At 68.6% G+C, this 24,963-nt stretch carries 24 protein-coding genes; 18 read left to right on the forward strand and 6 right to left on the reverse strand.

Annotated elements, in window-relative coordinates:
- Positions 1-22 precede the first annotated feature (22 nt).
- Both H4281_RS22895 and H4281_RS22900 read right to left on the reverse strand, forming a co-directional pair.
- Complete coding sequence (locus H4281_RS22895; RefSeq protein ID WP_182892964.1) at positions 23-1,111, reverse strand: inositol-3-phosphate synthase; 1,089 nt, start codon at positions 1,109-1,111, stop codon at positions 23-25.
- A gap of 66 nt (positions 1,112-1,177) precedes the next feature.
- Entirely contained in the window at positions 1,178-1,735 is a 558-nt protein-coding gene (locus H4281_RS22900; RefSeq protein ID WP_037716279.1) for a PadR family transcriptional regulator, read from the reverse strand.
- A 245-nt stretch (positions 1,736-1,980) separates the two neighbouring features.
- On the opposite strand from H4281_RS22900, the gene H4281_RS22905 reads away from it, so the two are divergent.
- The 3 genes from H4281_RS22905 (at position 1,981) to H4281_RS22915 (ending at position 8,204) form a co-directional block, all read left to right on the forward strand.
- Complete coding sequence (locus tag H4281_RS22905) at positions 1,981-2,382, forward strand: DUF5318 domain-containing protein (protein WP_182892965.1); 402 nt, start codon at positions 1,981-1,983, stop codon at positions 2,380-2,382.
- 70 nt (positions 2,383-2,452) lie between these two features.
- Entirely contained in the window at positions 2,453-5,344 is a 2,892-nt protein-coding gene (locus tag H4281_RS22910) for a transglycosylase domain-containing protein (RefSeq protein WP_182892966.1), read from the forward strand.
- 532 nt (positions 5,345-5,876) lie between these two features.
- Positions 5,877-8,204 (forward strand): transglycosylase domain-containing protein, encoded by a 2,328-nt coding sequence (locus H4281_RS22915; protein ID WP_220507712.1) that lies wholly within the window; start codon positions 5,877-5,879, stop codon positions 8,202-8,204.
- 67 nt (positions 8,205-8,271) lie between these two features.
- Here the strand turns inward: H4281_RS22915 and H4281_RS22920 are convergent, their stop codons facing one another.
- Positions 8,272-9,330, reverse strand: a complete 1,059-nt coding sequence (locus tag H4281_RS22920) for a Gfo/Idh/MocA family oxidoreductase (RefSeq protein WP_182892967.1) — start codon at positions 9,328-9,330, stop codon at positions 8,272-8,274.
- 57 nt (positions 9,331-9,387) lie between these two features.
- On the opposite strand from H4281_RS22920, the gene H4281_RS22925 reads away from it, so the two are divergent.
- Positions 9,388-10,455: an ROK family transcriptional regulator gene (locus H4281_RS22925; RefSeq protein WP_182892968.1), complete on the forward strand. Its 1,068-nt coding sequence runs from the start codon at positions 9,388-9,390 to the stop codon at positions 10,453-10,455.
- Positions 10,456-10,490: 35 nt separating this feature from the next.
- Positions 10,491-12,062 (forward strand): glycosyltransferase family 87 protein, encoded by a 1,572-nt coding sequence (locus tag H4281_RS22930; RefSeq protein ID WP_182892969.1) that lies wholly within the window; start codon positions 10,491-10,493, stop codon positions 12,060-12,062.
- 55 nt (positions 12,063-12,117) lie between these two features.
- Here the strand turns inward: H4281_RS22930 and H4281_RS22935 are convergent, their stop codons facing one another.
- The gene (locus H4281_RS22935; RefSeq protein ID WP_037809070.1) at positions 12,118-12,891 is read right to left on the reverse strand and encodes a deoxyribonuclease IV; all 774 of its coding nucleotides are present in this window, start codon (positions 12,889-12,891) and stop codon (positions 12,118-12,120) included.
- Between the two features lie 116 nt (positions 12,892-13,007).
- Between H4281_RS22935 and H4281_RS22940 the strand changes: the two genes are divergently transcribed.
- From H4281_RS22940 to H4281_RS22980, 9 genes are all read left to right on the forward strand, one after another.
- Positions 13,008-13,832 carry a hypothetical protein gene (locus H4281_RS22940; protein WP_182892970.1) on the forward strand — a complete coding sequence of 275 codons (825 nt, stop codon included), beginning with the start codon at positions 13,008-13,010 and terminating at the stop codon, positions 13,830-13,832.
- A 135-nt stretch (positions 13,833-13,967) separates the two neighbouring features.
- Positions 13,968-14,909 (forward strand): hypothetical protein, encoded by a 942-nt coding sequence (locus H4281_RS22945; protein ID WP_182892971.1) that lies wholly within the window; start codon positions 13,968-13,970, stop codon positions 14,907-14,909.
- A gap of 129 nt (positions 14,910-15,038) precedes the next feature.
- Complete coding sequence (locus tag H4281_RS22950) at positions 15,039-15,959, forward strand: hypothetical protein (protein ID WP_182892972.1); 921 nt, start codon at positions 15,039-15,041, stop codon at positions 15,957-15,959.
- 101 nt (positions 15,960-16,060) lie between these two features.
- Positions 16,061-16,384: a 30S ribosomal protein S6 gene (rpsF, locus tag H4281_RS22955; protein WP_093572314.1), complete on the forward strand. Its 324-nt coding sequence runs from the start codon at positions 16,061-16,063 to the stop codon at positions 16,382-16,384.
- A 29-nt stretch (positions 16,385-16,413) separates the two neighbouring features.
- Positions 16,414-16,944, forward strand: a complete 531-nt coding sequence (locus H4281_RS22960; protein ID WP_037809077.1) for a single-stranded DNA-binding protein — start codon at positions 16,414-16,416, stop codon at positions 16,942-16,944.
- A 34-nt stretch (positions 16,945-16,978) separates the two neighbouring features.
- Entirely contained in the window at positions 16,979-17,227 is a 249-nt protein-coding gene (gene rpsR / locus H4281_RS22965) for a 30S ribosomal protein S18 (RefSeq protein ID WP_009085242.1), read from the forward strand.
- Between the two features lie 14 nt (positions 17,228-17,241).
- Positions 17,242-17,706 carry a 50S ribosomal protein L9 gene (gene rplI / locus H4281_RS22970; RefSeq protein ID WP_009085244.1) on the forward strand — a complete coding sequence of 155 codons (465 nt, stop codon included), beginning with the start codon at positions 17,242-17,244 and terminating at the stop codon, positions 17,704-17,706.
- Positions 17,707-17,944: 238 nt separating this feature from the next.
- Positions 17,945-18,352: a hypothetical protein gene (locus H4281_RS22975; protein ID WP_237597660.1), complete on the forward strand. Its 408-nt coding sequence runs from the start codon at positions 17,945-17,947 to the stop codon at positions 18,350-18,352.
- A 7-nt stretch (positions 18,353-18,359) separates the two neighbouring features.
- On the forward strand, positions 18,360-18,971 hold the full coding sequence (locus H4281_RS22980; RefSeq protein WP_182892973.1) for a DUF3558 domain-containing protein: 612 nt from the start codon (positions 18,360-18,362) through the stop codon (positions 18,969-18,971).
- A gap of 3 nt (positions 18,972-18,974) precedes the next feature.
- On the opposite strand, the gene H4281_RS45665 is transcribed toward H4281_RS22980, so the two are convergent.
- Complete coding sequence (locus H4281_RS45665) at positions 18,975-19,490, reverse strand: hypothetical protein (protein ID WP_237597662.1); 516 nt, start codon at positions 19,488-19,490, stop codon at positions 18,975-18,977.
- Here H4281_RS45665 and H4281_RS22985 point away from each other — a divergent pair.
- The 3 genes from H4281_RS22985 to dnaB all read left to right on the forward strand — a co-directional run bounded on the left by H4281_RS22985 (position 19,464) and on the right by dnaB (position 23,294).
- Positions 19,464-20,366, forward strand: coding sequence for a hypothetical protein (locus H4281_RS22985; RefSeq protein WP_237597663.1), 903 nt, complete (start codon positions 19,464-19,466; stop codon positions 20,364-20,366). The genes H4281_RS45665 and H4281_RS22985 overlap by 27 nt on opposite strands.
- Before the next feature lie 11 nt (positions 20,367-20,377).
- Positions 20,378-21,175 carry an ESX secretion-associated protein EspG gene (locus tag H4281_RS22990; RefSeq protein ID WP_237597664.1) on the forward strand — a complete coding sequence of 266 codons (798 nt, stop codon included), beginning with the start codon at positions 20,378-20,380 and terminating at the stop codon, positions 21,173-21,175.
- A gap of 715 nt (positions 21,176-21,890) precedes the next feature.
- Positions 21,891-23,294, forward strand: a complete 1,404-nt coding sequence (dnaB, locus tag H4281_RS22995) for a replicative DNA helicase (protein ID WP_037809085.1) — start codon at positions 21,891-21,893, stop codon at positions 23,292-23,294.
- 238 nt (positions 23,295-23,532) lie between these two features.
- On the opposite strand, the gene H4281_RS23000 is transcribed toward dnaB, so the two are convergent.
- Positions 23,533-24,066 (reverse strand): YciI family protein, encoded by a 534-nt coding sequence (locus tag H4281_RS23000; RefSeq protein ID WP_182892976.1) that lies wholly within the window; start codon positions 24,064-24,066, stop codon positions 23,533-23,535.
- Positions 24,067-24,169: 103 nt separating this feature from the next.
- Here H4281_RS23000 and H4281_RS23005 point away from each other — a divergent pair, with 103 nt between their 5' ends.
- Positions 24,170-24,949 carry a dioxygenase family protein gene (locus H4281_RS23005; RefSeq protein WP_182892977.1) on the forward strand — a complete coding sequence of 260 codons (780 nt, stop codon included), beginning with the start codon at positions 24,170-24,172 and terminating at the stop codon, positions 24,947-24,949.
- Positions 24,950-24,963 lie beyond the last annotated feature (14 nt).

Raw genomic sequence — 24,963 nt, forward strand, 5'->3', positions numbered from 1 at the left:
TTCACGGACGGTCAGGCTGGGCTCAGCGCTCCACTTCGCCGCGAATGAAGGCGTCGACCGAATCGCGCGCGGTCGAGTCGTCGTACTGCTCCGGCGGCGACTTCATGAAGTAGGACGACGCGGACAGGATCGGGCCGCCGATGCCGCGGTCCTTGGCGATCTTCGCCGCGCGCACCGCGTCGATGATGATGCCCGCCGAGTTGGGGGAGTCCCACACCTCGAGCTTGTACTCCAGGTTCAGCGGCACGTCGCCGAACGCGCGGCCCTCGAGCCGGACGTAGGCCCACTTGCGGTCGTCGAGCCACTGCACGTAGTCCGACGGTCCGATGTGGACATTGCCCTTGCCGAGCTCGCGGTCCACCTGCGACGTGACCGACTGGGTCTTCGAGATCTTCTTCGACTCGAGCCGCTCCAGCTCCTTCATGTTCAGGAAGTCCATGTTCCCGCCCACGTTGAGCTGCATCGTGCGGTCGAGCTGCACGCCGCGGTCCTCGAACAGCTTCGCCAGCACGCGGTGCGTGATGGTGGCGCCGACCTGGGACTTGATGTCGTCACCGACGATCGGGACGCCCGCGTCGGTGAACTTCTTCGCCCACTCCGGGTCGGAGGCGATGAACACCGGCAGCGCGTTGACGAACGCGACGTTCGCGTCGATCGCGGCCTGCGCGTAGAACTTGTCGGCCTCTTCGGACCCGACGGGAAGGTAGGAGACGAGCACGTCGACCCGGGCGTCGCGCAGCGCGGCGACCATGTCGACCGGAGACTCGTCGGACTCCTCGATGGTCTCGCGGTAAAAGCGGCCGAGGCCGTCGTAGGTGTGCCCGCGCTGGACGGTGACGCCGAGCGGCGGCACGTCGGCGATCTTGATCGTGTTGTTCTCGCTGGCGGAAATCGCCTCCGAGAGGTCCCGGCCGACCTTCTTCGCGTCGACGTCGAACGCGGCGACGAACTCGATGTCGCGCACGTGGTAGTCGCCGAACTGGACGTGCATCAAACCGGGGACGCGCGTACCGGGATCCGCGTCGCGGTAGTACTGGACGCCCTGGACCAGCGACGAGGCGCAGTTGCCGACGCCCACGATGGCCACCCGAACGCGGCGGTTCTCGCCCATGCCGGTTTCTCCTTCAATCTCATTCACTTGCATCTGCAGGTCTGCCGCCCCGTTGCGGCCCGCCGCTCAACTCGGTCCCGGCTGCTCCGGGCCGCGCTGCTCGGCTTGTTCGTGCGCGATCAGCTCGTTGAGCCAGCGCACCTCCCGCTCGCTCGACTCCAGCCCCAGCCGGTGCAGCTCGCGGGTGTAGCGGTCGATCTTCTCCTCGGCCCTGGCCAGCGCGTCCCGCAAGCCTTCGCGCCGTTCCTCGACGCGGCGGCGGCGGCCTTCCAGGATGCGCATCCTGACGTCGGCCGGTGTCCGTGAGAAGAACGCCAGGTGGACGCCGAATCCCTCGTCGTCCCACGTCTGCGGTCCCGCGTCGCCGAGCAGTTCGGCGAAGCGTTCCTTGCCCTCGGCGGTGAGCTTGTAGACGCGGCGGCCGCGCCGGGACCACGCCCGGTCGTCCGCCTCGTCGAACTCCTCGACGAGGTAACCGGCCCGCAGCAGCCGGCGCAAGGTCGGATACAGCGAGCCGTACGAGAACGTCCGGAACATCCCGAGCGTCTCGTGCAAACGTTTGCGCAGCACGTACCCGTGCATGGGCGCCTCGTGCAGCAATCCGAGGATCGCGAGTTCGAGCACACCACACCCCATTCCGGGAATACGCCGCGGCCAGCCTCGTTGATCACCCGAGACCGGCTCAGCCAACCTACTCGCCGAGTATATCGCGCCGATACATCGAAGTGGCGGAAGTAACCCGCGACCAGCACCCTCCCGGCGATCCGTGACCAGAGCGTTATCTAAGTTTCGGCGTGTCCGAACGGTCTCCCAGGGTGCGGGAAAGCAGGGGGCACCGCGGACACAGAAAGAGCCCGTACTCTGTCCTCGTGCGAAACCAGCGGCAGGTTGTGGATTACGCCTTGCAGCGCCGTGCGCTGCTGGCCGGCGTCCGCTCCGGACGCGTCGGAGACCACGAGGTCTGCGACGCGAGCCCGTACCTGCTCCGCGCGGCCAAATTCCACGGCAGACCTGAGGACCGGGCCTGTCCGATGTGCCGCCGGGCTCCGCTGCACCTCGTCTCCTGGGTGTACGGCGACGAGCTGAAGCACGTCTCGGGATCGGCACGCACCCCCGCCGAACTGACCCGGATGTCAGGGGTTTTCGGGGAATTCACCGTCTATGACGTAGAGGTGTGCCGGACGTGCCATTGGAACCATCTGGTCCTGTCCTATGTCCTCGGCACGGGAGAGCCCCAGCCGACCCGGCCGCGAAGGACTGCCGGGCAGTGACGAGTACCACAACCGCTGCAGAACGCGGGGCGGCGCCAGTGCAGACAGTGCTGCCTTCGGAGGCCCATTCGTGAACGACGACCGCAACCGCTCCTGGCCGAGCCAGGAGCCAGATGCACCTCGCCGTGCCCGGCGACCGCAGGAGGACCCCGGTCCCGCCTGGCCGTCCGATGACGCCCCCCGGCGCCCCGCACCGCCCCGCCGTCCCCCCGCCGGCGGCCCGCGCCCGCCGCGCGCCCCGCAAGCCGGTCCCGAATGGCCGAGCGGCGACGAAGGCGGTCCGCAGTGGCCCGCCGACGAGCCGCGCCGTCCGCAGCGCCCGCCGCAGAACCGCGCGCCGCAAGGCCGTCCGCCTCAGGGTCCCGGCCCGCAGGACCGCGGCTCGGGCACCCGCGCGTCGCAGATCCTCGACGGACAGGGCGCGCCGCCGCGCCGCCAGCCTCCCGGCGGACGTCCCGGACCGAACGGCGGTCCTAACGGGAACGCCACCCAGGGCTTCCGGCAGCCGCCGCCTGGCGGACGGCCGCCCCAGGGCCGCCGGGTCCCGCCGCCGCCTCCGCCGTCCTATCCGGAGACCGACCGCGAACCGGACCTGATCACGCACGCCGCGCACAACGGTTACGCCCCCTACGACGACCGGTACGACGACGGCTACGACCCGTACGACGAGGAAACCCGCCTCGCCCAGTACTCGGACGACGCGGACTTCGAAGACGACCAGGAAGGCGAGGAGGACGGCAAGAAGAGCAAGGCCGACCTCACGCCGAAGCAGCGCCGCAAACGCCGGTGGAAGATCATCCGGCGTGTGCTGTACGCGATGTTCGGCCTGTTCGTCGTGGTGCCCGCGATCGCGTTCGTGATCACCTACTTCACCGTCGACGTGCCCTCGCCGCAGGAAGTGCTCGCGAAGCAGAGCCAGCCGATCACCTTCTATTACGGCGACAAATCGGTGATGGGCCGAGTGGTCCCGGAGGGCGGCGACCGCGAACTGCTGCAGCCCAACCAGGTGCCCGAGGTCGTCAAGCACGCCGTGTACGCGGCCGAGGACGCGACCTTCGAGACCAACTCCGGCTTCAACGTGATGGCGATCCTGCGGTCGGTCTTCAACCAGGCGACCGGCGGCACCGGCGGCGGCTCGACCATTTCGCAGCAGTACATCAAGCAGGCGACCAAGAACGACGACCCGACGCTGACGCGTAAGTGGACCGAGCTGGCGAAGTCGTTCAAGCTCAACAACGAGACGTCCAAATCGGACATCATCACCGGCTACCTGAACATCGTCTTCTTCGGCCGCGGCTCGAACGGCATCGCCGCCGCGTCGAAGGCGTACTTCGGCAAGGACGTCAGCCAGCTCAACGCTTCCGAGGCGGCGCTGCTCGCCGGGATGATCCAGGGCCCGAGCCGCGACCGCGACACCGCGTACGTCCAGAAGCGGTGGAGCTACGTGATGGACCAGATGGTGGCCAACCACTGGCTCTCGCCCGCCGACCGCAAGGCCGCGCAGCTTCCCACGATGATCCCGCGCGATTCGCAGAAAAAGGAGAACGCGGGCACCCTGGACTACTTCATCCGGCAGCGCATCCTCGACGAGCTGAAAGACAAGGGCTACGACGAGGACAAGCTGTACTCCACCGGCGCGAAGATCTACACGACGATCGACCCGAACGCGCAGAAGATCGCGGCGCAGTCCGTCCAGGACAACATGGAGGGCCAGACCGACGAGAACCTCCGGGGAGCGCTGGTCGCCGTCGACCCGAGAACCGGGGGCGTGCTCGCCTATTACGGCGGGCCGACCACGGTGAAGAACGACGCGGGCAAGGACGTGCTCGCCACGGACTGGGCGAACACCCCGCAGAACCCCGGTTCGTCGATGAAGGCCTACGACCTCACCGCCTGGCTCAAGATGGGCAAGGGGCTCGGCGAGGTGTTCGACGGCACCAACAACCGGGAGCTCGGCGGCCGCGTGGTCCGCAACGCGGGCGAAAGCGCCAGCTGTGGTCCGCAGTGCACGGTCAAGAAGGCCATGGAGGTCTCGGCGAACACCGTGTTCTACGACATGGTGCTGAACTGGACGAAACCAGCCAGGGTCGCGGAAGCCGCGAAGGAGGCGGGCGTGATTCCCGCCCCGAAGGGCAAGGCCAAGCTCGGCACGAGCGACGCCAACATCGCCCTCGGCGGTGGCGCCACCTCGGTCACCCCGGAGGACATGGCCGCCGGCTATTCGTCGTTCGCCTCCGGCGGCCTGCGCCGTGACCAGCACTTCGTCGCGAAGCTCACCAACTCCCAGGACGAGGTCGTCTTCGACGACACCAACGGACAGGGCAAACCCGCGTTCGACGACAACGCGGACAAGAGCAAGCAGATCGCGGGCAACGTGACCGAGGCGCTCGGTCCGGTCATCGCCGAGTCGCACCTGAAGTGCCCGAGCGGCCACGAATGCGCGGGCAAGACCGGTACCCAGCAGTACGACCCGCGAGACAACGACCCGAGTTCGTACAAGGACCGCAACGCCCAGACCTGGATGGTCGGCTACACGCCCTCGGTGTCGACCGCGGTCTGGATCGGCGGTGACGGCAACAAGCCGCTGCACGACAAGAACGGCAAGCCGATCTACGGCAAGACCATCGCGGGTCCGACCTGGCAGGACTTCATGACGAACTACCTGCAGGACAAGCCGGGCGAGAAGTTCGACAAGGTGCAGCCGATCGGCAAGGACGCGGACGAGGTCGTCACGTCGAGCAAGGCGGCCCCGCCGCCGCGCGAAACGTCCAGCGAGCAGGCTCCGCCGCCGTCGACGACGTCCTCGTCGGCACCGCCGACCAGTTCGTCGCATCCGTCGTCCTCGACGGCGACCAGCCCGACCCGGCCGAGCGGCATCTTCGGCGGCGGCACCGAAGGCGGCAACCCCGGCAGCGGAGGCGGGCCCGTGGTGAACGGCGAACCGCCCCGGCGCACCGGCTGACCCGCGCCCGACCACGACTGTGCCGATCGTTACTAATCCGACCACAGCCACGGCCGAATGACTTCGCTGCAACGGTTACGTGCCGCTGCGGGGTCGGCCTACTTTTGGTCGGATTAGTAAAAGAGGCTCCTCTCCACCACGGAGAGGAGCCTCTTTTTGCCGGTACCGCCCGGCTGGGGGTGCGGTAGGTTCACCGACGGTCTCCTCCCCCGCGAAGGGGATCGGCCAGGAGAGTGAACCTCGACCGGGGTTGCCGCGTCTGGTCATCAGAGGGCCTTCTGCGTCCGCAGGCTGCCCGTGTCCGAGAAGAGGATCCGCAGTGAACGACGACCGCAGCCGCTCCTGGCCCGACCGGGATCCCGACCCGCGGCGTCAACCACCTCCGTCCCAGCCCGGTCCGCCGCCGTGGGCCCGCGGCCCGCAGCGTCCCGCCGCTGGTCCGACCGGTCCCGCGGGTTCTCCGCCGCCCGGCCGCCGTCCGCCGCCTCCCGGCCGTCGCCCGGTTCCGCCGCCGCAGCGCGAGCCGGAGCTGATGACCCACCGGATGATCGAGGACGACTACCGCGACCCGGGCTATCGCGACGCCGGCTACCGGGACGCGGAGTACCGCGACGAAGGTCCGCTCGATCCGGACGACGGGTACCCGCCGGAAGACCTGGACAAGAAGGGCCGCACGCCCGCACAGCGCAAAAAGAGACGCTGGAAGATCATCCGGCGCTGTGCGTACGCGTTCGTCGGCATCTTCGTCGTGATCCCGGCGATCGCTTTCGTGATCACCTATTTCATGGTCGACGTGCCCTCGCCGCAGAGCATCGCGCAGGGCCAGAACCAGGCCGTCACCTACCTCTACGCCGACGGCAGCCCGATGGGCAAGGACGTGCCCCCCGGCGGCAACCGGCAGATCCTCACCCCGGCGCAGATCCCGGACGTGGTGAAGCACGCGGTGATCGCGACCGAGGACTCGACGTTCGAGACCAACTCCGGCTTCGACGTCACCGGCCTGCTCCGCGCCGCGTTCAACCAGCTCACCGGCAAGGCGGGCGGCGGGTCCACGATCTCGCAGCAGTACATCAAGAAGGCCACCGACAACGACGCCCCGACGCTCACCCGTAAATGGACCGAGCTGGCGAAGTCCTTCAAGATGAACCAGACGTACGAGAAACAGGACATCATCACCGCGTACCTGAACATCATTTACTTCGGGCGCGGGGCGTACGGCATCGGCGCGGCGTCGCAGGCCTTCTTCCACAAGGACGTTTCGAAGCTGGACTACTCCGAGGCGGCGCTGCTGGCCGGGCTGATCCAGCAGCCGGGTCGTTCGGAGAACCCGAAGGTGGCCCAAGGCCGCTGGAACACCGCGCTCGACCGGATGCTCGAGAACAAGTACATCACCGCGCAGCAGCGGCAAGCGGCGCAGTTCCCGGCCGTGATCCCGCTGGAGGAATCGAAGGACGACGCGAACGCGCCCTACAAGTTCGTCGTCACCCAGGTGAAGGCCGAGCTCCAGCAGCACGGCATCGACGACGACAAGTACTACGCGGGCGGCTACACGATCCAGACCACCATCGACAAGCACGCCCAGGAGGTCGCGACCCAGGCCGCGACCGACGCGCTGAAGGACCAGTCCGACGACCGGCTGCTCGATTCGCTGGTGGCGGTCGATCCGAAGACCGGCGGGGTGCTGGCGTACTACGGCGGACCGGCGACCATCGACGTGAACGGGAAGAAGCAGGGCGCTCGCGACTGGGCGAACACGCCGCAGAACCCCGGTTCGTCGATGAAGGCGTTCGACCTCACCGCGTTCCTCAAGATGGGCAAGGGCATCAACTCGACGTTCGACGGCAGCAACAACCGGGTCTTCGACGGCCGCGTCGTGCGCAACGCGGGTCCCAGCTCCAGCTGTTCCGGGCAGTGCACGGTCGCCGAGGCGATGAAGCGGTCGGCGAACACGGTGTTCTACGACATGGTGCTGAACGAGACGCATCCAGGACCGGTCGGGCAGGCCGCCCAGGAAGCGGGCGTCAAGACCAAGGACAACGGCGGCCAGTCGCTGATCTCCACCGCGGACGCGAACATCGCGCTCGGCGGCGGGAACACCCAGATCACGCCCGCGGACATGGCCAGCGCGTACGCGACCTTCGCCGCCAATGGCATCCAGCGCGATCGGCACTTCGTGCTCAAGGTGACCAACTCGCAGAAGGAAGTCGCCTACGAGGCACAGCCGAGTGCGGGCAAGCCGGCGTTCGACAGCAGCGCGGACAAGGCCAAGCAGATCGCGGGCAACGTGACCATGGCGCTGGGTCCGGTGATCGACTTCTCGCACCTGAAGTGCCCGTCCGGCCACGAATGCGCGGGCAAGACCGGTACCCAGCAGCACACGAAGCGAGCGGGCGAACCGGCGTGGGCGGCGAACGCGAACGCACAGACCTGGATGGTCGGCTACACGCCGTCGGTCTCGGTCGCCGCGTGGGTCGGCGCGGACGGCGACCAGGCACTGCACGGTTCGGGCACGTCGCCGATCTACGGTTCGACGATCGCGGGTCCGCTGTGGCAGAAGTTCCTCGACGGGTACCTGAAGGGCAAGCCCGCCGAGAAGTTCGACCAGGTGCAGCTGATCGGCGCGCAGGCCCCGCCGCCGCAGGGGGACCAGAACGCGGGCGACGAGCAACCGCCGCAGCAGACCACCGGCAACCAACCGGAGGATCCCGGCAACGGGAACGAGCACGGCGGACCGATCACCGGCGGGCCCACTCAGCCGCATTGGCCGAGCGGGTTCCCGCACTGGCCGTCGGGCAAGCCGTCGACGCACAACCCGCCTAGCGGCGGTCCGTCGACCGGCGAGGATCCGCCGCAGGAGTGACGGAAAAAGGCCGTGGCCGCGACGGTGGGGGGAGGCCGTCGCGGCCACGGCCGTTCAGAGGGCGGTCTCAGCCGCCGAGCGTGATCACGCGGCCTTCGGCACCCGAGCGGTGCGCGGCTTCGATCACGCGCAACGCCTCGACCGCGCTCGCGGGGTCCACCGGGAAATCCGCCTCGCCGCGCAGCGCGTCCCGGACCTGGGCGTAAAACGCTTCGTAGCAACCGGTTTCGGTCGGCACCGCTTCGGTGTCGTCGTTCACCCCCAGCAGGCCGGCGTCGCTTTCCGGCTCTACGCCCCAGCCGTCGTCGCCGGGGCGGAGACCGGCCTTGATCTGCGGTTCCTGGACGTCGAGGCCGTACTTCGTGAACGTCGCCTGGTCGCCGAGCACGCGGAAGCGCGGGTTGCGGGTGCCGGCGAGCGCGGACGACCACAGGTGCGATCGCACGCCGTTCACGTGGTGCAGGGCCACGAACACGTCGTCGTCCACCTGCACGCCGGGGCGGCGGCGGTCGACCTCCGCGTACACCTCGCGAACCGGGCCGAACAGTCGCAGCGCCTGGTCGACGATGTGCGCGCCGAGGTCGTAGAGCAGACCGCCCGCCTCGGCCGGGTCGCCGAATTCGCGCCAGTTGTCCTTGATCTTCGGCACCCAGCGGTCGTAGCGGGATTCGAAGCGGAAGACGGTGCCGAGGCGACCGGATTCGAGCACCTTGCCGACGGTCCGGAAATCCGAATCCCAGCGGCGGTTCTGGAAAACCGTGAGGCCGACGCCCTTGGCTTTCGCCGCGTCTACAACCTGCTGCGCTTCGGCCGAGGTCGGCGCGAACGGCTTGTCCACGACCACCGGCAGCCCGGCCTCGATCGCGCGGAGGGCGAGCGGCACGTGCGTGCGGTTCGGGGTGGTCACCACGATCAGGTCGAGGTCACCCGCGCGGGCGAAAAGCGCGTCCGCGTCCGGGACCACCTCGGCGCCGGGATGCTCGGCGCGCGCCTGCGCGGCACGGTCCGGGTTCGCGGTCACGAGCACGGCCGGGACCAGGCCGGGGGTCGCCGCGACCAGCGGCGCGTGGAAGATCCGGCCGCCGATCCCGTACCCGAGGATGCCGACCCGCGCGTCATCAGCCATGACTCCCATTAAACAACACTGTTGCGTAATAGGCCACCCGTCCGAGATGATCGGCCGATGGCGGAAACCGGCGTCAACCTGCGCGGGCTGCGACGCCACAACCGCGCGCTGCTGCTCGGGCACATCCTGCGCGCGGGCGGGCTGAGCCGGGTCGAGCTCGCGCAGCGGTCCGGGCTGACCCAGCAGGCCGTGTCGAAAATCGTGTCCGACCTGCTTCCGGAAGGGCTGCTGGACGTCGAACGCGCACCCGCGGCCGGGGTCGGCAAACCGCGCACGATGCTGCGGCTGCGCGCGGAAGCCCGTTGCGCACTCGGCGCGCAGCTCGACCGCGACGGCTTTCTCGTGCTGCGCACCGGACTGACCGGCGAGGTCGAGGAGATCGTGGAGGGCCCGCTGCCGATCGGCTTCGGCCCGGAAGCCGCGGTGACCGCGATCGCCGACGGCGTGCGCAAACTGCTCGCCGACGTCGATCCGGCGCGCGTGCTCGGCCTCGGCGTGGGGGCGGTAGGTCCGCTCGACCACCACGCGGGCCGCGTCCGCGACGCCACGAACATGCCCGGCTGGCACGACGTCCCGCTGCGCGATCTGCTCGCCGAACGCACCGGTCTGCTGGTCACGCTGGACAAAAACACCAACTCCGCCGCGTTCGCGCACGCTTGGCCGGAGGAAACCTCGGCCGCGACCGCGGTGGTGCTCGTCGGCACCGGAATCGGGGTCGGCCTGCTGATCGACGGACGCGTCTACCGAGGCCCGCGCACCAACGCGGGTGAGTTCGGCCACACCACCATCGCCTACGCCGGACCGCGCTGCGCCTGCGGACGCCGCGGCTGCGTCGAGGTCATGCACCGCGCCGCCGGCACCCCGCACGACGCCGCCCGGCTGCTCGGCATCGGGCTCGCCGACCTGGTGCAGGTGCTCGATCTCGAACGAATCGTCCTGTTCGGACGGACCGTCCGCGGCGCGCCCGAGGTCTACCGCGAAACGGTTTCGCAGCAGCTGCGCGACCTGCTGCCGGTGCCGTACTGGCAGCGCATCGACGTCGAATTGAGCGACCTCGACGAGGAGGCGGTGGCCCTCGGCGCCGCTTTCGAGGTGCTTGCCGGGTTTTACAAGGATCCGAAATGACCGGCACCCCACCCGCGGACCGATAGCATCCCGACGTGTCCCGCGTCTCCCAGCCCGCCGCCGCCGAAGAGCCGGATTCGGCTCCCCGCACGCTCACCCCGGCGGAGCGGATCGCCCCCAGCCGGCACGACCCGCTGGTGGCCGCGGCGACGAGACCCGTCGGAGGTCCGATCGGCACGCACGCGGCGGTCGGCAGGCAGTGGTTCTGGTCGCCGCAGCGCGTCGGGCTCGCCATGGCCGTGCTCGCGCTCGTGGTGTGCTGGTTCGGCAAGGCGTCGTGCATTCAGCAGTACAGCGACTCCAACGGCGTACACCAGCTCGACTGGCGCTCCGGCCGTCCGTTCGTCGCGATGTGCTACTCCGACATCGTCCCGCTCTACAGCTCGGAAAAGCTCGACGACGCGAAGACCTTCCCTTACGTCACGTCGTGGCAGGAGGATTCGCAGACTGCGGAGAACCAGACCCGGTACATGGAGTACCCGGTGGTCACCGGCCTGTTCCAGTGGATCAACGCGAAACTCGCGGCGGGCTGGACCTCGGTCGCGAACGCGGGCTGGCTGCCCGGCGCGCTGCCGGTGGCGATCTACTTCAACATCTCCGCCTTCTGGCTCGCGCTCGCCTGGCTCGTCACCGTGTGGGCGACCGGGCGGACCACGAAACGCAGGCCGTGGGACGCGGTGCTCGTCGCGATCTCGCCGCTGGTACTGGTCCATACCTTTACGAACTTCGACGCGCTCGCCACCGCGGCCACCGCCGCCGGGATCCTGGCGTGGTCGCGAAAACGCCCCGAGGTCGCCGGAGTCCTGTTCGGACTCGGCGTCGCCACCAAACTGTATCCGCTGCTGCTGCTCGGCGTGCTGTTCCTGTTGTGCCTGCGCGCCGGGAAACTGCGCGCGTGGAGCCGGACCGCGGCGTTCACCGTGCTGGCCTGGCTGGTGGTGAACGTCCCGTTCATCGTGGCCGCGCCGCGCGGCTGGTGGGAGTTCTTCCGGCTCAACACGTTGCGCCCGATGGACCCGGATTCGCTCTACAACGTGGTCTCCTACGCCACCGGCTGGGCGGGCTTCGACGGCGTGCTCCAAAAAGGACAGACGCCGACCGTGCTGAACATCGTCGTGGCGGTGCTGTTCCTGGCCTGCTGCGCGGGAATCGCGTACGTCGCACTCACCGCGCCGCGGCGGCCGCGGTTCGGGCAGCTGGCTTTCCTTGTCGTGGCGGCATTCCTGCTGACGAACAAGGTGTGGAGCCCGCAATACTCGCTGTGGCTCGTCCCGCTGGCGGTGCTGGCGATCCCGCGCTGGCGGCTGCTGCTGGGCTGGATGGTCATCGACGCGGCGGTGTGGGCGCCGCGGATGTTCTATTACCTCGGCGTCGACCACAAAGGCCTGCCGGCGGGCTGGTTCCTCGGCGGGGTGGTCATCCGCGACCTCGCGGTGATCGGGCTGTGCGTGCTGGTGCTCCGCGAGATCTACCGGCCGCGCACCGACCTGGTCCGGCTTTCCGGCGACGACGATCCGGCGGGCGGCGTGCTGGAGCGGGCCCGCGACAAGGTCACCTTCGCCGCCTTCCGCCGTTCCCGCACTGACGCTCAGCAGCCCGTCTCGTGATCCGGGAAGGACTCCTTCCGGGAACCTGATTCCCCCAAGGAGTCCTTCCCGGACCTCAAGCGAGCTGTTTGCGCAGGTAGGCGATGTCGGCGGCCTGGCCTTCGCCCGGCGTCTCGACGACCACCGGCGCACCCGCCTGGCGCACGACCTCGGCGAGCAGTTCCGGTTCGATCGTGCCGTCGCCGTCGACCACCGACGCGTGCCGGTCGCGGTTGGAACCGTGCTCGTCGCGCGAGTTGTTGCAGTGCACCAGGTCGATCCGGCCGGTGATGGCCTTGACCTTCTCCACCGCGGTCGCGAGATCCCAGCCCGCCGCGTAGGCGTGGCAGGTGTCGAGGCAGAAGCCCGCGCCGAACTCGCCGACCTTGTCCCACAGCCGGGCGATCACGTCGAGTTCGCGGGTCATCGCGTTGTCGCCGCCCGCGGTGTTCTCGATCAGGATCGGCACCGCGAAGCCGCCCTTTTCCGCCTCGCGCTCGAAAAGCTTGCGCCAGTTGACCAAGCCCTCCTCGACGTCGTCGCCCGCGCCGACGTGCCCGCCGTGCACGATCAGGCCCTTCGCGCCGATCGCGGCGGCCCCGTCGGCGTGCTGGGTGACGTTCTTGCGGGACGGGATGCGGATCCGGTTGTTCTTGGACGCGACGTTGATCAGGTACGGCGCGTGGATGAACACCTCGACCGGGGAGGCCTTGATCTCCTCGCCGTGCGGATGCGGTTTCGGTGCCTTCCACCCCTGCGGGTCGGAGAGGAAGAACTGGACGACGTCGGCTTCTCGCTCGGCGACGGCGGCCAGCGGATCGTCGTCGCGGACATGGGCGCCAATCTGCATGCCCTGACGCTACTACCGGGCGAATCTGCCCCTTCCGCCCGAGTTGGTGACGCTCGTGGAGTACCGTGAGCGCGTTCCGTGATCCATTCGGAGTGAGCAAGTCGGGGGAGGAAGGCATGCGGAAGCGCGCTGGACGGATGACCGCACTCGGGGTCGCGCTCGCGGCGCCGCTGCTGTCCGCGGTTCTGACGTTTCCCGCCACCGCGTCCGCGGACCCGAACCCGACGGTGAGCGGCGACTGCGAATCCACGCTGCAGAACGGCAAGAACGGCACCGGCCTCGCCCTCGACGCGGGCGCTCCGCTCAACGCGCCGAACCGGGTGACTGTTGGTCTCGATTCGAAGGCGAAGCAGGCCGACGGCAACAACACGTTGCTCACGCTCCCGGTCGGCGACACCGTCCGCACGCTGGGCGTCGGCGAGGTCCCGGTGGTCGGCGAAACGGCCGCGAAGGACACCTGCCCGATGGTGCAGGCCGCGGCGAATGGCGTCGGCAACGCGACCCAGGGACTGGTCGGCGGACTGCCGGGAACCCCGCTTCCCACACCGCCGCCGACACCCAAGCCACCGAACCCCACGCCCAACCCGCCGTCCCCGGCTCCCGGCCCCGGCGGCCCGGGCCAGCCCGTCCCCGGCGGCGACACGCTCGGCCCGGTGACCTCTGGCGGCGGACTGTCCGGGCTCGATTCGGTGTCCGGCATCTTCACCGGCGCCGCGATGCTCCCGGCGAGTTTCGTGCAGGCCCCGATCGTCACCCAGGTCGTGCCCGGCCAGCTGCCGCAGGACCAGGTGCCGACGGTCGACGCGAAGAAGTCCGGCACCGCCGAGGCGCTGCCCGCGGCCAACCCGCCCGCCCGGCTGCCGCTGCTGATCGCCGTGCTCGCGCTCGCGATGGTGGCCGCCGCGCTGGTGCGCGCGTGGCTGCGCCGCAAGCCCGCCTGAACTCTCACCCTGAGTAGCGCCCGCTTCCACCCGAATGCCTGACCTCGGAGGGGAGGCGGGCGTTACTCGTCTTCGTTACCGTCGTTGTCCTCAGCAAGGCAGGTACAGCGGGACTCGGCGAAAGGGTCGACGGCCATGCAGCAGCACCGGGCACGGAGGGCCACCGCGGTGGGCGCCGCCGCTTTCGTCCTGGCCGGCTCGGCCGCGCTCGCCGCACCAGGCACCGCGTCGGCGGACACGCTGACCGCGACCTGCGGCTCCACCATCACCGCCAAACCGGGCGACCACGTCCAGGCGACCACGCCGCTGCTCGGCCTCCCCATTGATCTCGGCATCGTCGGCCAGGTCTCGGGCGTGCTCACCGGCACCATCAACACGGTGCTCGGCACGGTCTGCAAGGTCACGGTGAACGTGGTCAACACCGTCGTCTCTCCGGTCCCGGTGGTCGGCGCGCCCGTCGCGAGCGCGGTCAACGGCGCGGTCGCGGGCGGAACCAACGCGGTGCAGCAGGGCGTCGCCGCCGTCGGCCAGGGCTTCACCGGCAGCCAGCCGGGCAAGCAGAACCCGGGTCCGAACCCGCAGCAGCCGCCGTCCGGCGGAAACAACGGCAGCCCGCAGCAGGGCGGCTCGCCGGGCCAGCAGTCTCAGATGCCGGGCTCGACCAGCCCGGTGCTCGGCGATTACGGCGGCGCGGGCGGCGGGGCCGCGCCGTTCTCGGCCTTCCTGCCGAACTTCAGCAATTTGTCGTACGGCTACAACACCGGATACGCGCCGATGCGCGATTACAGCGGCATCCCGATGGCGATGGCCGGGTTGTTCAGCCCGTCGCCCTCGCTGCGCTACGGCAGCCAGATCCCGGGCTACGCGCCGCAATACGGCATTTCGAACCCGGACGGTTCGGCAGGCGGCGACCGCACGATCCAGAACGCCGGTAACGCCGAAGCATTGCCGGGCACCGGCGGTAACCACACGAACGGGTTGGACTGGCCAGTTCTGGTGGCAGTTTTGGCACTCTCCGGAGTCAGCGCGGGCCTGGTCCGCACCTGGGTGCTCCGCCGAATGGCCGCTGCAGGTTAGCCCGCCCCGCCCCGCCACCACCCTCAGTCGAGCGGCTTCGCCGCACTGTTGTCACAGCGCCAGTATCTTTACCGGAGTCCGTTCGTTGTTCCTGACGCGACGAACCATGCCCGCGGACCCCGGAGGATAGTGCTCGTGCGGAACATCCCCACCTGGAAGCGAACCCGTCGAGCACTCACCGTCACCGCTCTCGCCGCCCTCTTCACCGGCGGCGCGTTCCTGGGCACCGGCACCGCGTCCGCGGCGACCACGCTCGCGAACCAGTGCAAGGGCTCGGTCACCGGCGGCATGGGCGATTCGGTCGCCGTGCCCGGCTCGGCGGTCAAGGAGATCGTCCGCCAGTCGGCCAGGGACCAGGTGACGTTCTGGAGCTTGGCCACCGTGTGGCCGGACTCGCTGGCGAACGCCATCGCGAACAAGGGCAACCTGCAGGTCGGCGCGATCCCGAACGCCGCGGGCGGCACGATCAGCGGCGGCGCGATCGGCCAGGTCGTCTCGGACGCGCTGAAGAACGAGTGGGGCCTCGGCGTCCTGCCGGACACCAAGACCAAGGTGCTGAACGGGATTCGCAGCGGCGTCGCGTCCGCGTGCGGGCTCACCACGGTGGCGAACAACTACCAGGCGCCGTCGTCCCCGAGTTCCCCGTCGAACGGCGGAACCCAGCAGAACGGCAGCGCGCCCGCGCAGAACGGCGGCGGCAACCCGCTCGGCAACTACCAGCCGGGCTCGACCGGGATCGCCCCGCCGCGCGACTACGGCAACATCCCGACCGCTACCCCGGGCAACCCCGGCGTGCTGGGCACCGCCATCGCGCCCGGCGCGCGGTACGGCACGCTGCCCGGTTCCGGCGCGCTGCCGCAGCAGCCGTCGGCCGGACAGGACCCGCAGGGCCAGCAGGGCCCGGACATCCGCAACGCGGGCAACGCCGAGGCACTCGCGAGCCAGGGCGGGGCCTCGGACGTCCAGCTGCCGATGCTGCTCGCGGTGATCGTGCTGGCCGGCGTCACCGCCGGGCTCGTCCGCACCTGGGTGCTGCGCCGCGTCAGCTGACCCGCCGCACCGGACTGTCGGACCCGCCGGGTACGCTTACCTGGACAAACCCTCCTGTCACGGAACCGCCGTGACCGCGAGCCCATAGGAGGTGAGTGGTTATGTCACGCCATTACGAGGTAATGGTCATCCTGGACCCGACGCTCGACGAGCGTACGGTCGCGCCCACGCTGGACAACTTCCTCAACGTGATCCGCACTTCGGGCGGAAGCGTCGAGAAGGTCGACGTCTGGGGCCGCCGTCGCTTGGCGTACGAGATCAAGAAGAACGCCGAGGGCATCTACGCGCTGCTGGACCTGAACTCGACGGCCGAGGCCGTCAAGGAACTGGACCGCCAGCTGTCGCTGCAGGAAACCGTGCTGCGCACCAAGGTCATGCGCCGCGAGGTCAAGGCCGCGGCCAAGCCCGCGCCCGCCAAGGCCTGATCCGAGCCCGATCCGAAGGGACGCCATCCGTGGCTGGAGACACCGTCATCACCGTGGTCGGGAACCTGACGTCCGACCCGGAGCTGCGCTTCACCCCGTCCGGTGCGGCGGTCGCGAACTTCACCGTCGCGTCCACCCCGCGCACGCTCGACCGCCAGAGCGGCGAGTGGAAGGACGGCGAGGCGCTGTTCCTGCGCTGCAACATCTGGCGGCAGGCGGCGGAGAACGTCGCCGAGTCGCTCACGCGGGGTGCCCGCGTGGTGGTGCAGGGGCGGCTGAAGCAGCGGTCTTTCGAGACCAAGGAAGGCGAGAAGCGCACCGTCGTAGAGCTCGAGGTCGACGAGATCGGCCCCTCGCTGCGCTACGCGACGGCGAAGGTCAACAAGGTCAGCCGCGGTGGCGGCGGCGGTGGTGACTTCGGCGGCGGAGGCGGCGGCTTCAACGGAGGCGGCGGCAATCGCGGCGGCGGCGGCAACAGCGCGCCCGCCGACGACCCGTGGGGCTCGGCCCCGCCCGCGGGCGGTGGCGGCGGAGGCTTCTCCGACGAACCCCCGTTCTGATCTCATCTCTTTCTAGAATTCCAGGAGTACAACAGTGGCCAAGCCACCCATTCGCAAGCCCAAGAAGAAGGTCTGCGTGTTCTGCAAGGCCGAGAAGAAGGGCCGCCCGGAGACGATCGACTACAAGGACACCAACCTGCTGCGGAAGTACATTTCCGACCGCGGCAAGATCCGTGCCCGTCGCGTCACCGGCAACTGCAGCCAGCACCAGCGCGACATCGCCATCGCGGTGAAGAACTCGCGCGAGATGGCTCTGCTGCCCTACACGTCCACCGCGCGCTGAGGGGAGCACTAGTCATGGCGAAGATCATTCTCACCACCGACGTGGCGAACCTCGGCGGCCCCGGCGACATCGTCGAGGTCAAGGACGGCTACGCCCGCAACTACCTGCTGCCGCGCGGCTACGCGATCGTGGCCAGCAAGGGCGCGGAGAAGAACGTGCGCACGATCCAGCGCGCACAGGAATCCCGCCGCATCCGCGACCTCGACCACGCCAAGGAAATCAAGGCGACCCTCGAGGGCCTCGGCGCGATCCAGCTGACCGGCAAGGCCGCGGCCGGCTCGAAGAAGCTCTTCGGCTCGATCACCGCCGGCGAGATCGTCGACGCGATCAAGGCACAGGGCGGCCCGCTGCTCGACAAGCGCGTCCTCGACCTGCGCGACCACATCAAGACGGTCGGCAAGCACTCGGTCAACGCCCGCCTGCACCCGAACGTGAAGGTGGACCTCCGCCTCGAGGTCAAGGCTGTGGCCGCGAACTGACGGATCCTTTCCGTGAACCGCCCCTGGGAGATTCTCCCGGGGGCGGTTTCGTTTTCACCCTCTTCGGCCACCCGGCTCGAGCGCACCCGCCGACCGCGGAACTACCGCAGGTCCCCAGCTCAGAAGCCCTCCAGCGAACTTGCCAACAGCGAGCGGGAACCAACTCGGGTGCGTTAACATCCAAGATGCTGATCTCGCCGGGGAAGAGCGAGGCATGGGTTATAAGGGGGCTAGCGAGATGCCTGAAGGATCTCCCGCATCCGGTGCGAACTCGGGGGCGCAGGTGCCCCCAGTCCCGCCGATCATGGTGGGCAGCTACGGCAAGGCCGGCGGCTACAAGTTCACCGAGGACGAGGTCGACTCAGTCATCAAGCAGTGGCAGGACCTGCTCACCGACCTGACCAAGGACCGCCAGCACGCCGAGATCATCGCGACGGTGACGCCGCCCGCCGACGAAGTGGCCAGCCATACCTTCGTCGAACGGGGTGCCAACCCTTCGGGGAAGAGCCTGTTGACCGAGCACGAGAACATGGTCACGTACACACAGAACTTCATCGATGCGCTCACCGCGGCGAAGAAGAAGATCAGCATAACCGAGCTGCACAATGCCGAAGAGATGAAGAAGCAGACACAGAGTGGGCTCTGATCAGCACATGCCAAAACACATCACCCGGCTCGCTGCCGGCACTTTCGTAGCCCTCAGCTTGCTGACCGCCTGCAGCGGCGGCACCGGCGGTACTGCTGAGCCCCCCGCGTCCGGCAACCCCAGCTCGTCGAGTCCCGACAACTCGTCAAGCAACGGCGTGCCAAAGGTCCCGGCGCCGCTTCCGACCGAGAAGCTGCTCGCTGATCCGTGCTCGGCCCTCGGCGACGACGCTAATGCCGTCGGCCTCGCCCCGCCCGGGAAGCTCAACGACATCACGCCGCGCGGGTGCGACTGGCAGTCCTCAGACCCGGACCTCAAGGCGAACGGGGTCACTCTCGCGCCGGTCCCTCAAAACAAGAACGGCCTCGCCGACACCTACGCGACGAAATCCCGCCAGGCGTACTTCGAGCCGACCCAGATCAGTGGCTACCCAGCGGTTTTCACGGCTGAGCGCGACTCGCGCAAGAACGGCGTATGTGATCTCGTCATCGGCGTCACCGATCAGCTCACTGTCGTCATCGTCGATTCCCTTACGAAGGGCAAAAACCTCGACAACCCGTGCGAGCCGCTGACCAAGATCGGCACCGCGATGATCAACCACCTCAAGACAGAGTCTTGATCGCTACACGGCTGTAGCAGGCCCGGAAGGAAGATTCTCATTATGGGGAATGAGGACAACAGCACTGGCAGCACGCTGAAGAACACTGCTAAGGGTGCGGTAGTCGGTGCCGCCTACGGTGCCGTGCTCGGGCCGGAAGGGGCAGTGATCGGCGGTGTAGTCGGCGGCTTGGTCGGTGCGGCATCCAGCATCTTCAGCGGCGGGCCGCACGCCGAACATGCCCAAGCGAACGTCGGCGGCGGGTCGATCGACGCGTACACGATTTACGAGAAGATCAGCAAAGGCAACACCAGTTCGCTCGACGGCGGCAGGAGCGCAGCCGACGCGCTTCAGAAGCTGCACTCCGGTCGTTCTCAGCAAATCGAAGCGCTGAACAACAAAATGAACAGTGCTTGGCAGGGCAGCAGCGCAGGCGCGGCCCAGTCGGGCGCGAATGCGCTCAAGATCTGGCACGACGACTCTGCCAAAAATCTGGGCACGAGTCAGACCTTCATGACCAACCAGGTCGACGCGTTCCACGACGTGCACGGCAAGGTCCAGGAACTGCCCAAAGACCCGCCTGAAATGAAGTGGTACGACCACCAGCCGTTCAGCGACAAAGACGACGAGATCGACAAGTACAACCAGAACAGCCAGACGAACGTCCAGGCCTACACCGCGTACTACGGCTCGAGTTCCCAGAACGCCGGCGGGATGCCGCAGTACAACGTCTGGCAGGGCAACAACATCTCGGACGGCAACACCGACCCCGGCAAGTACGGCGGCGGCCCTGGCACCGGTCCCGGTGGCAGCGGCGGATTCAGCGGCGGGCCGGGCGGAGTCGGCGGCGGCGGTTTCACCCCGCCGAAAACGGACCCGCCGAAGTTCACCCCGCCGGGCGGTGGTGGCGGCGGCAACTACAAGCCGCCCAAGTTCACCCCGCCGGGCGGTCCCGGCGGGCCAGGTCAGTTCACCCCGCCTGACGACGGCACGAAGACCTCGGGCTGGACGCCGCCGACCACGAACCCGGCGAAGTTCGACCCGAGCACGTTCGGCCCGACCGGCGGCGGCAGCGGGTACGGCGGTGGAAGCGGCGGCGGCAGCGGTGCCGGTGCTGCCTTCGGACCAGGCGCATTCGGCGGTGCGGGCTTCGGACCCGGCGGCAGCGGTTCCGGTGCGGCGGCAGGCGGTGCCGGTGCCGGTGCAGGCGCTGGTGGCGCAGCGGCGGGCGGCATGCGTGGCGCCGGTGCGGCTGGCAAGGCCGGTGCGGCAGGCATGGGCGGCATGGGCGGCGGAGCCAAGGGCGGAAAGGGCCAGGAGGACGAGGAGCACCAGACCAAGTACCTGTTGGAAGAGGACGGCAACGATATCTTCGGCTCCGACCAGATGACCGTTCCGCCGGTCATCGGTGAATGAGGATCGGCGACGTGATCACTCTCGACCGGCCCGTGACCTTCACCGCCTACACGCTCTGCAACCTGATCCGGCGACGTGGCGCGGAGCCGCACAAGGTTATCGGCGAGACGGCCGCGTTCTACGTGCCAGAGGACCAGCGCAAGCTGGACGAACAGGTCAATGCAGGTCTGCAGCAGGCAGGGTTGATGGGGCCGCGGGGGATCGACCGCGATCTGCTCGCGTTGATCGACTCCATCTCGCGGCCGCATTTGGAGTACTACGGCTGGTTTGACGGCCAGTTCGAAGACGGCAGCCCAGCCAACTTTTCCGCGCTGGTGGGAAGTGGCAACGGCGGCGGCTTCGGACTGGTCAGGGTCGGCCGCCAGCCGACGGTCGCGGTCACCCGGCAACGGCCGGAACTGCTCCTCGAGACCTTCCTGGACATCGTTCCGACCGCTCGAACGCCGCCTGGCCAAGCCCTGCTTGTCGACCGCAAGGAATTCGAGACCGGGCGAGCCAATGACTCCGGCGAGCAGCGGAGTTCGATCATGGTCGGCGACCGTAGCCGGAACCACCAAGCCTCGCCGCTGAAAGAGATCCAGCGGATCATGCAGGCACCGCGGATCGGCAATGGCACGTTGTACGTCGCTGCCAGGACGGCAAGCGGCGCACGCAGGCGAATTCCCAAGCCGATCAACTTCGTGGACATCGACGAAGGGCGCTGGCTGATGGAGGAGCGGCCGGGCCGCGAATCCATCTTGGTGTACACGCCGTGGTCCAGGCAGGCGGTCTCCGAACGGCTCCGCCAGGCGCAAAGCGCCTTGGGCTGAGCGCCCCGAGCGTTACTCCGGGTGGGGTTCCCGGCACGGCACCGTGAGGTGTCCGGCCGGTGAACCTCACCCGGTTTCGCGTTTGCACGCGGTTAACCTGCGCTTTTGCTCGATCGCTCACTGTGCGCAGCCATCGGATAGGCCGCGTGGGGAATTCTCCTTCGTTCAGCCCATCGGGTCGGTGATCTACCGTGCGTAGCAACCATCCACAGGGCGGTGGACCAACCTGGGTGCGACACGCCGAAGAACCAGTTCGACACGACACGCCGGACGAGTTTTCGCGAAGTTCTCCACAGTCTCTGCACAGGGTTTGACCTGCGGGTTCAGTGAAGCCGATCTGCACTGTCCCCACTTTGTCCACAGGCTCACGGATACCTGTGATTCGTTGCCCCCAGTCATCCACAGGTTATCCACAACACGGTCAACACCCGGGTTTGCGCTCGTCCTTCCGGGGGACCTAGCGTGCGTTCGCGCCCAGTACTCCCGGTGGCTCCGCGTGGCGGTCACCGGCGCGGGGAACCGTCCGGTCCATCATCGAAGCGGACCGGTCGGGCGGGTGGGAAAGCCGGGCCGACTCCGGCATACTCGAACAGGTGTTCGCCTGGACTGGCCTCCGCGCGAGGCGGCGGGCGGACGCGGTTCGGCACAGGACAGGCGCACGCGAGACGACGGGGACGGCCGGTTCGACGGCTGGGCGAGGGGAGGTGTCCGGGCAGTGGCGGTGACCGATGACCGCGGTCCGGCGTACGCGGAGTCCGATCCGGGTCCGAGCGACCCCGGCCCTGGCGGGTTCGACCGCCAGCCGCCGCAGGACATCGCGGCGGAGCAGTCAGTGCTCGGCGGCATGCTGCTGTCGAAGGACGCGGTCGCCGACGTCATCGAGGCGCTCGGCCCCGGCGACTTCTACCGGCCCGCGCACCAGGCCGTGTACGACTGCATCCTCGACCTCTACGGCCGAGGCGAACCGGCCGACCCGATCACCGTGGCGGCCGAACTGGAGCGGCGCGGCGAACTCGGCCGCGTCGGCGGCGCGCCGTACCTGCACACCCTCATCGCGACCGTGCCCACCGCGGCCAACGCGGGCTACTACGCCGAGATCGTGTCCGAGAAGGCGGTGCTGCGCCGTCTCGTGGAGGCGGGCACGCGCATCGTGCAGTACGGCTACGGCGCGGCCGCGGCCGACGGCGCGAACATCGACGAGGTCGTCGACCGTGCGCAGGCCGCGATCTACGACGTCACCGAGCGCCGCACGAGCGAGGACTACGTCGCGCTGGAGGACCTGCTCCAGCCGACCATGGACGAGATCGACGCGATCGCCTCGCGCGGCGGCCAGTCCCAGGGCATCCCGACCGGATTCGCCGACTTCGACGAGCTGACCAACGGCCTGCACCCCGGCCAGATGATCATCGTCGCGGCCCGGCCCGGTGTCGGCAAGTCGACTCTCGGCCTGGACTTTGTCCGTTCCGCGTCCATCAAACACGGCCTGACCAGCGTCATCTTCTCGCTGGAAATGAGCCGGACCGAGATCGTGATGCGCATGCTGTCGGCCGAGGCGAAAATCCGCCTCGCCGACATGCGCGGCGGCAAGATGTCCGACGACGACTGGACGCGGCTGGCCCGGCGGATGAGCGAGGTGTCGGAGGCCCCGCTGTTCGTCGACGACTCGCCGAACATGACGATGATGGAGATCCGCGCGAAGGCCCGCCGGCTCAAGCAGCGGCACGACCTCAAGCTCGTGGTCGTCGACTATCTGCAGCTGATGACGTCCGGCAAGCGCGTCGAATCACGGCAGCAAGAAGTCTCGGAGTTCTCCCGTCAGCTCAAGCTGCTGGCGAAGGAGATCGAGGTGCCGGTGATCGCGATCTCCCAGCTGAACCGTGGTCCGGAACAGCGCACCGACAAGAAGCCGATGCTGTCGGACCTGCGTGAATCCGGCTCCCTGGAGCAGGACGCGGACATCGTCATCCTGATCAACCGCCCGGACGCCTGGGAACGTGACGACCCGCGCGCCGGGGAGGCCGACCTGATCCTGGCGAAGCACCGTGCGGGTCCGACGAGCACGATCGTGGTCGCGCACCAGCTGCACTACAGCCGGTTCGCCGACCTGGCCCACGACTGACCCGAGCCCTCGGACCGGCGCTGCTGGCCACCAGTCCGCTGCGGGGTCGCGTGCATGGGTGCAGTGCTGGTCGCTGCGCACGCACAATGGATCACGCCATCGTCGTGACCGCTGTGCTCGCGGGGAGCCGCGCAGGAGCTCGGTCAATTTGGCGGGCTCACGCTGATCAGCACCTCAACGCCCGAGCGGCGGCGCAACTTCGGCCACCCGCGGCCGGTGGAAGCGTCTCGCGGTCAGGTCAGGACCGGCCGCCGGGTGCCCAGTCATGCACCTCGATCGCGGCGTAGTGCTCCGCAGTAAGGAGTCCGCGGGCGGCGTCGGCATCGGCGGCTTGCGCTAAGGCTGCTGTGCCGAGCCACGCGGTGCCGTCGTCGGACCACAGCGGGCCGTAGGCGATCAAGGACGCCGTGTCGGACGGTTCGAGGTCGACGGCGGGGCCGGAACCCAAGCCCAGCACCAAATACAGGTTCGCCGCCTCCGGATCACCGGGGAATTCCCACATGGTGCGGCCGAGAGCGTTGTCCCAGCGGCGGATCAGGACGTCCCGGTAGGCACCGGCCTGATAATTCGGTTCCGCGAAAGCGAATTCGCGGGCCGCGGCGGCGTCCGGGAGGTCGACGATGTGCACGCTGCCGGTCGGCACTTCGCCGTCGAGGGTCGGGCCGCGGGCAATCAACTCGAAACCATCCATATAGGACCAATGCGCCTCGAGCAGCTCGACGCGCAACGCGGCGGAGCCTGGGCGGTCCCGGTGATAGCAGAAGAACTTCACCGGCCGAGTTTGCCGCACCGAGGACACCGCCGAGGACGAATTCGCCAAGTCCGCGAACGAGGCGTACCGTAGTAGTTGAAGTTTCAAACACTTGGAGGCAGTCATGGCGACCCGCACCCCGGTCCTGTACCTGAGCCACGGTGCGCCGCCGCTCGCCGACGACGCGACGTGGACCCGCCAGCTCGCGGAATGGTCCGCTGACCTGGCGAAACCTCGTGCGATCCTGGTCGTTTCGGCGCACTGGGAAGAGGCACCGCTGACGCTCGGGGCAACCACGACGGTCCCGCTCGTCTACGACTTCTGGGGCTTCCCCGAGCGCTACTACGAGGTCAAATACGCCGCACCCGGTGCGCCGGAGCTCGCCGCGCAGGTGCGCAAGCTGCTGCATTCGACCCACACCCCGGTGCACGACGCCCCAGATCGCGGCCTCGACCACGGCGCGTACGTCCCGCTGGTCGAGATGTTCCCCGACGCCGACGTCCCGGTCCTGCAGATTTCCATGCCCTCGCTCGACCCGCGGGCGCTCTACGACCTCGGCCGCAAGCTCGCGCCGCTGCGCGACGAGGGCGTGCTGATCATCGGCAGCGGATTCTTCACCCACAACCTCCGCGCGATGCAGGAAGTCAACGGCACCAACGGAACCCCGCCGGGATGGTCCGCGGAATTCGACCACTGGGGCGACGAGGTGCTGCGCGCCCGCGACCTCGACGCGTTGCTCGACTTCCAGCACAAGGCTCCCGCCGCCGCGATGGCGCACCCGCGGATCGAGCACTTCGCACCGCTGTTCGTGTCGCTCGGCGCCAGCTCGGCCGAAGGCGAGGGCCGCACGGTGATCGACGGTTTCTGGCACGGCCTGGCGAAGCGTTCGCTCGAATTCTCCTGACCCAGCACAAAAAA

This window comes from Amycolatopsis dendrobii (assembly GCF_014145675.1).
Taxonomy (GTDB): Bacteria; Actinomycetota; Actinomycetes; order Mycobacteriales; family Pseudonocardiaceae; genus Amycolatopsis; species Amycolatopsis dendrobii.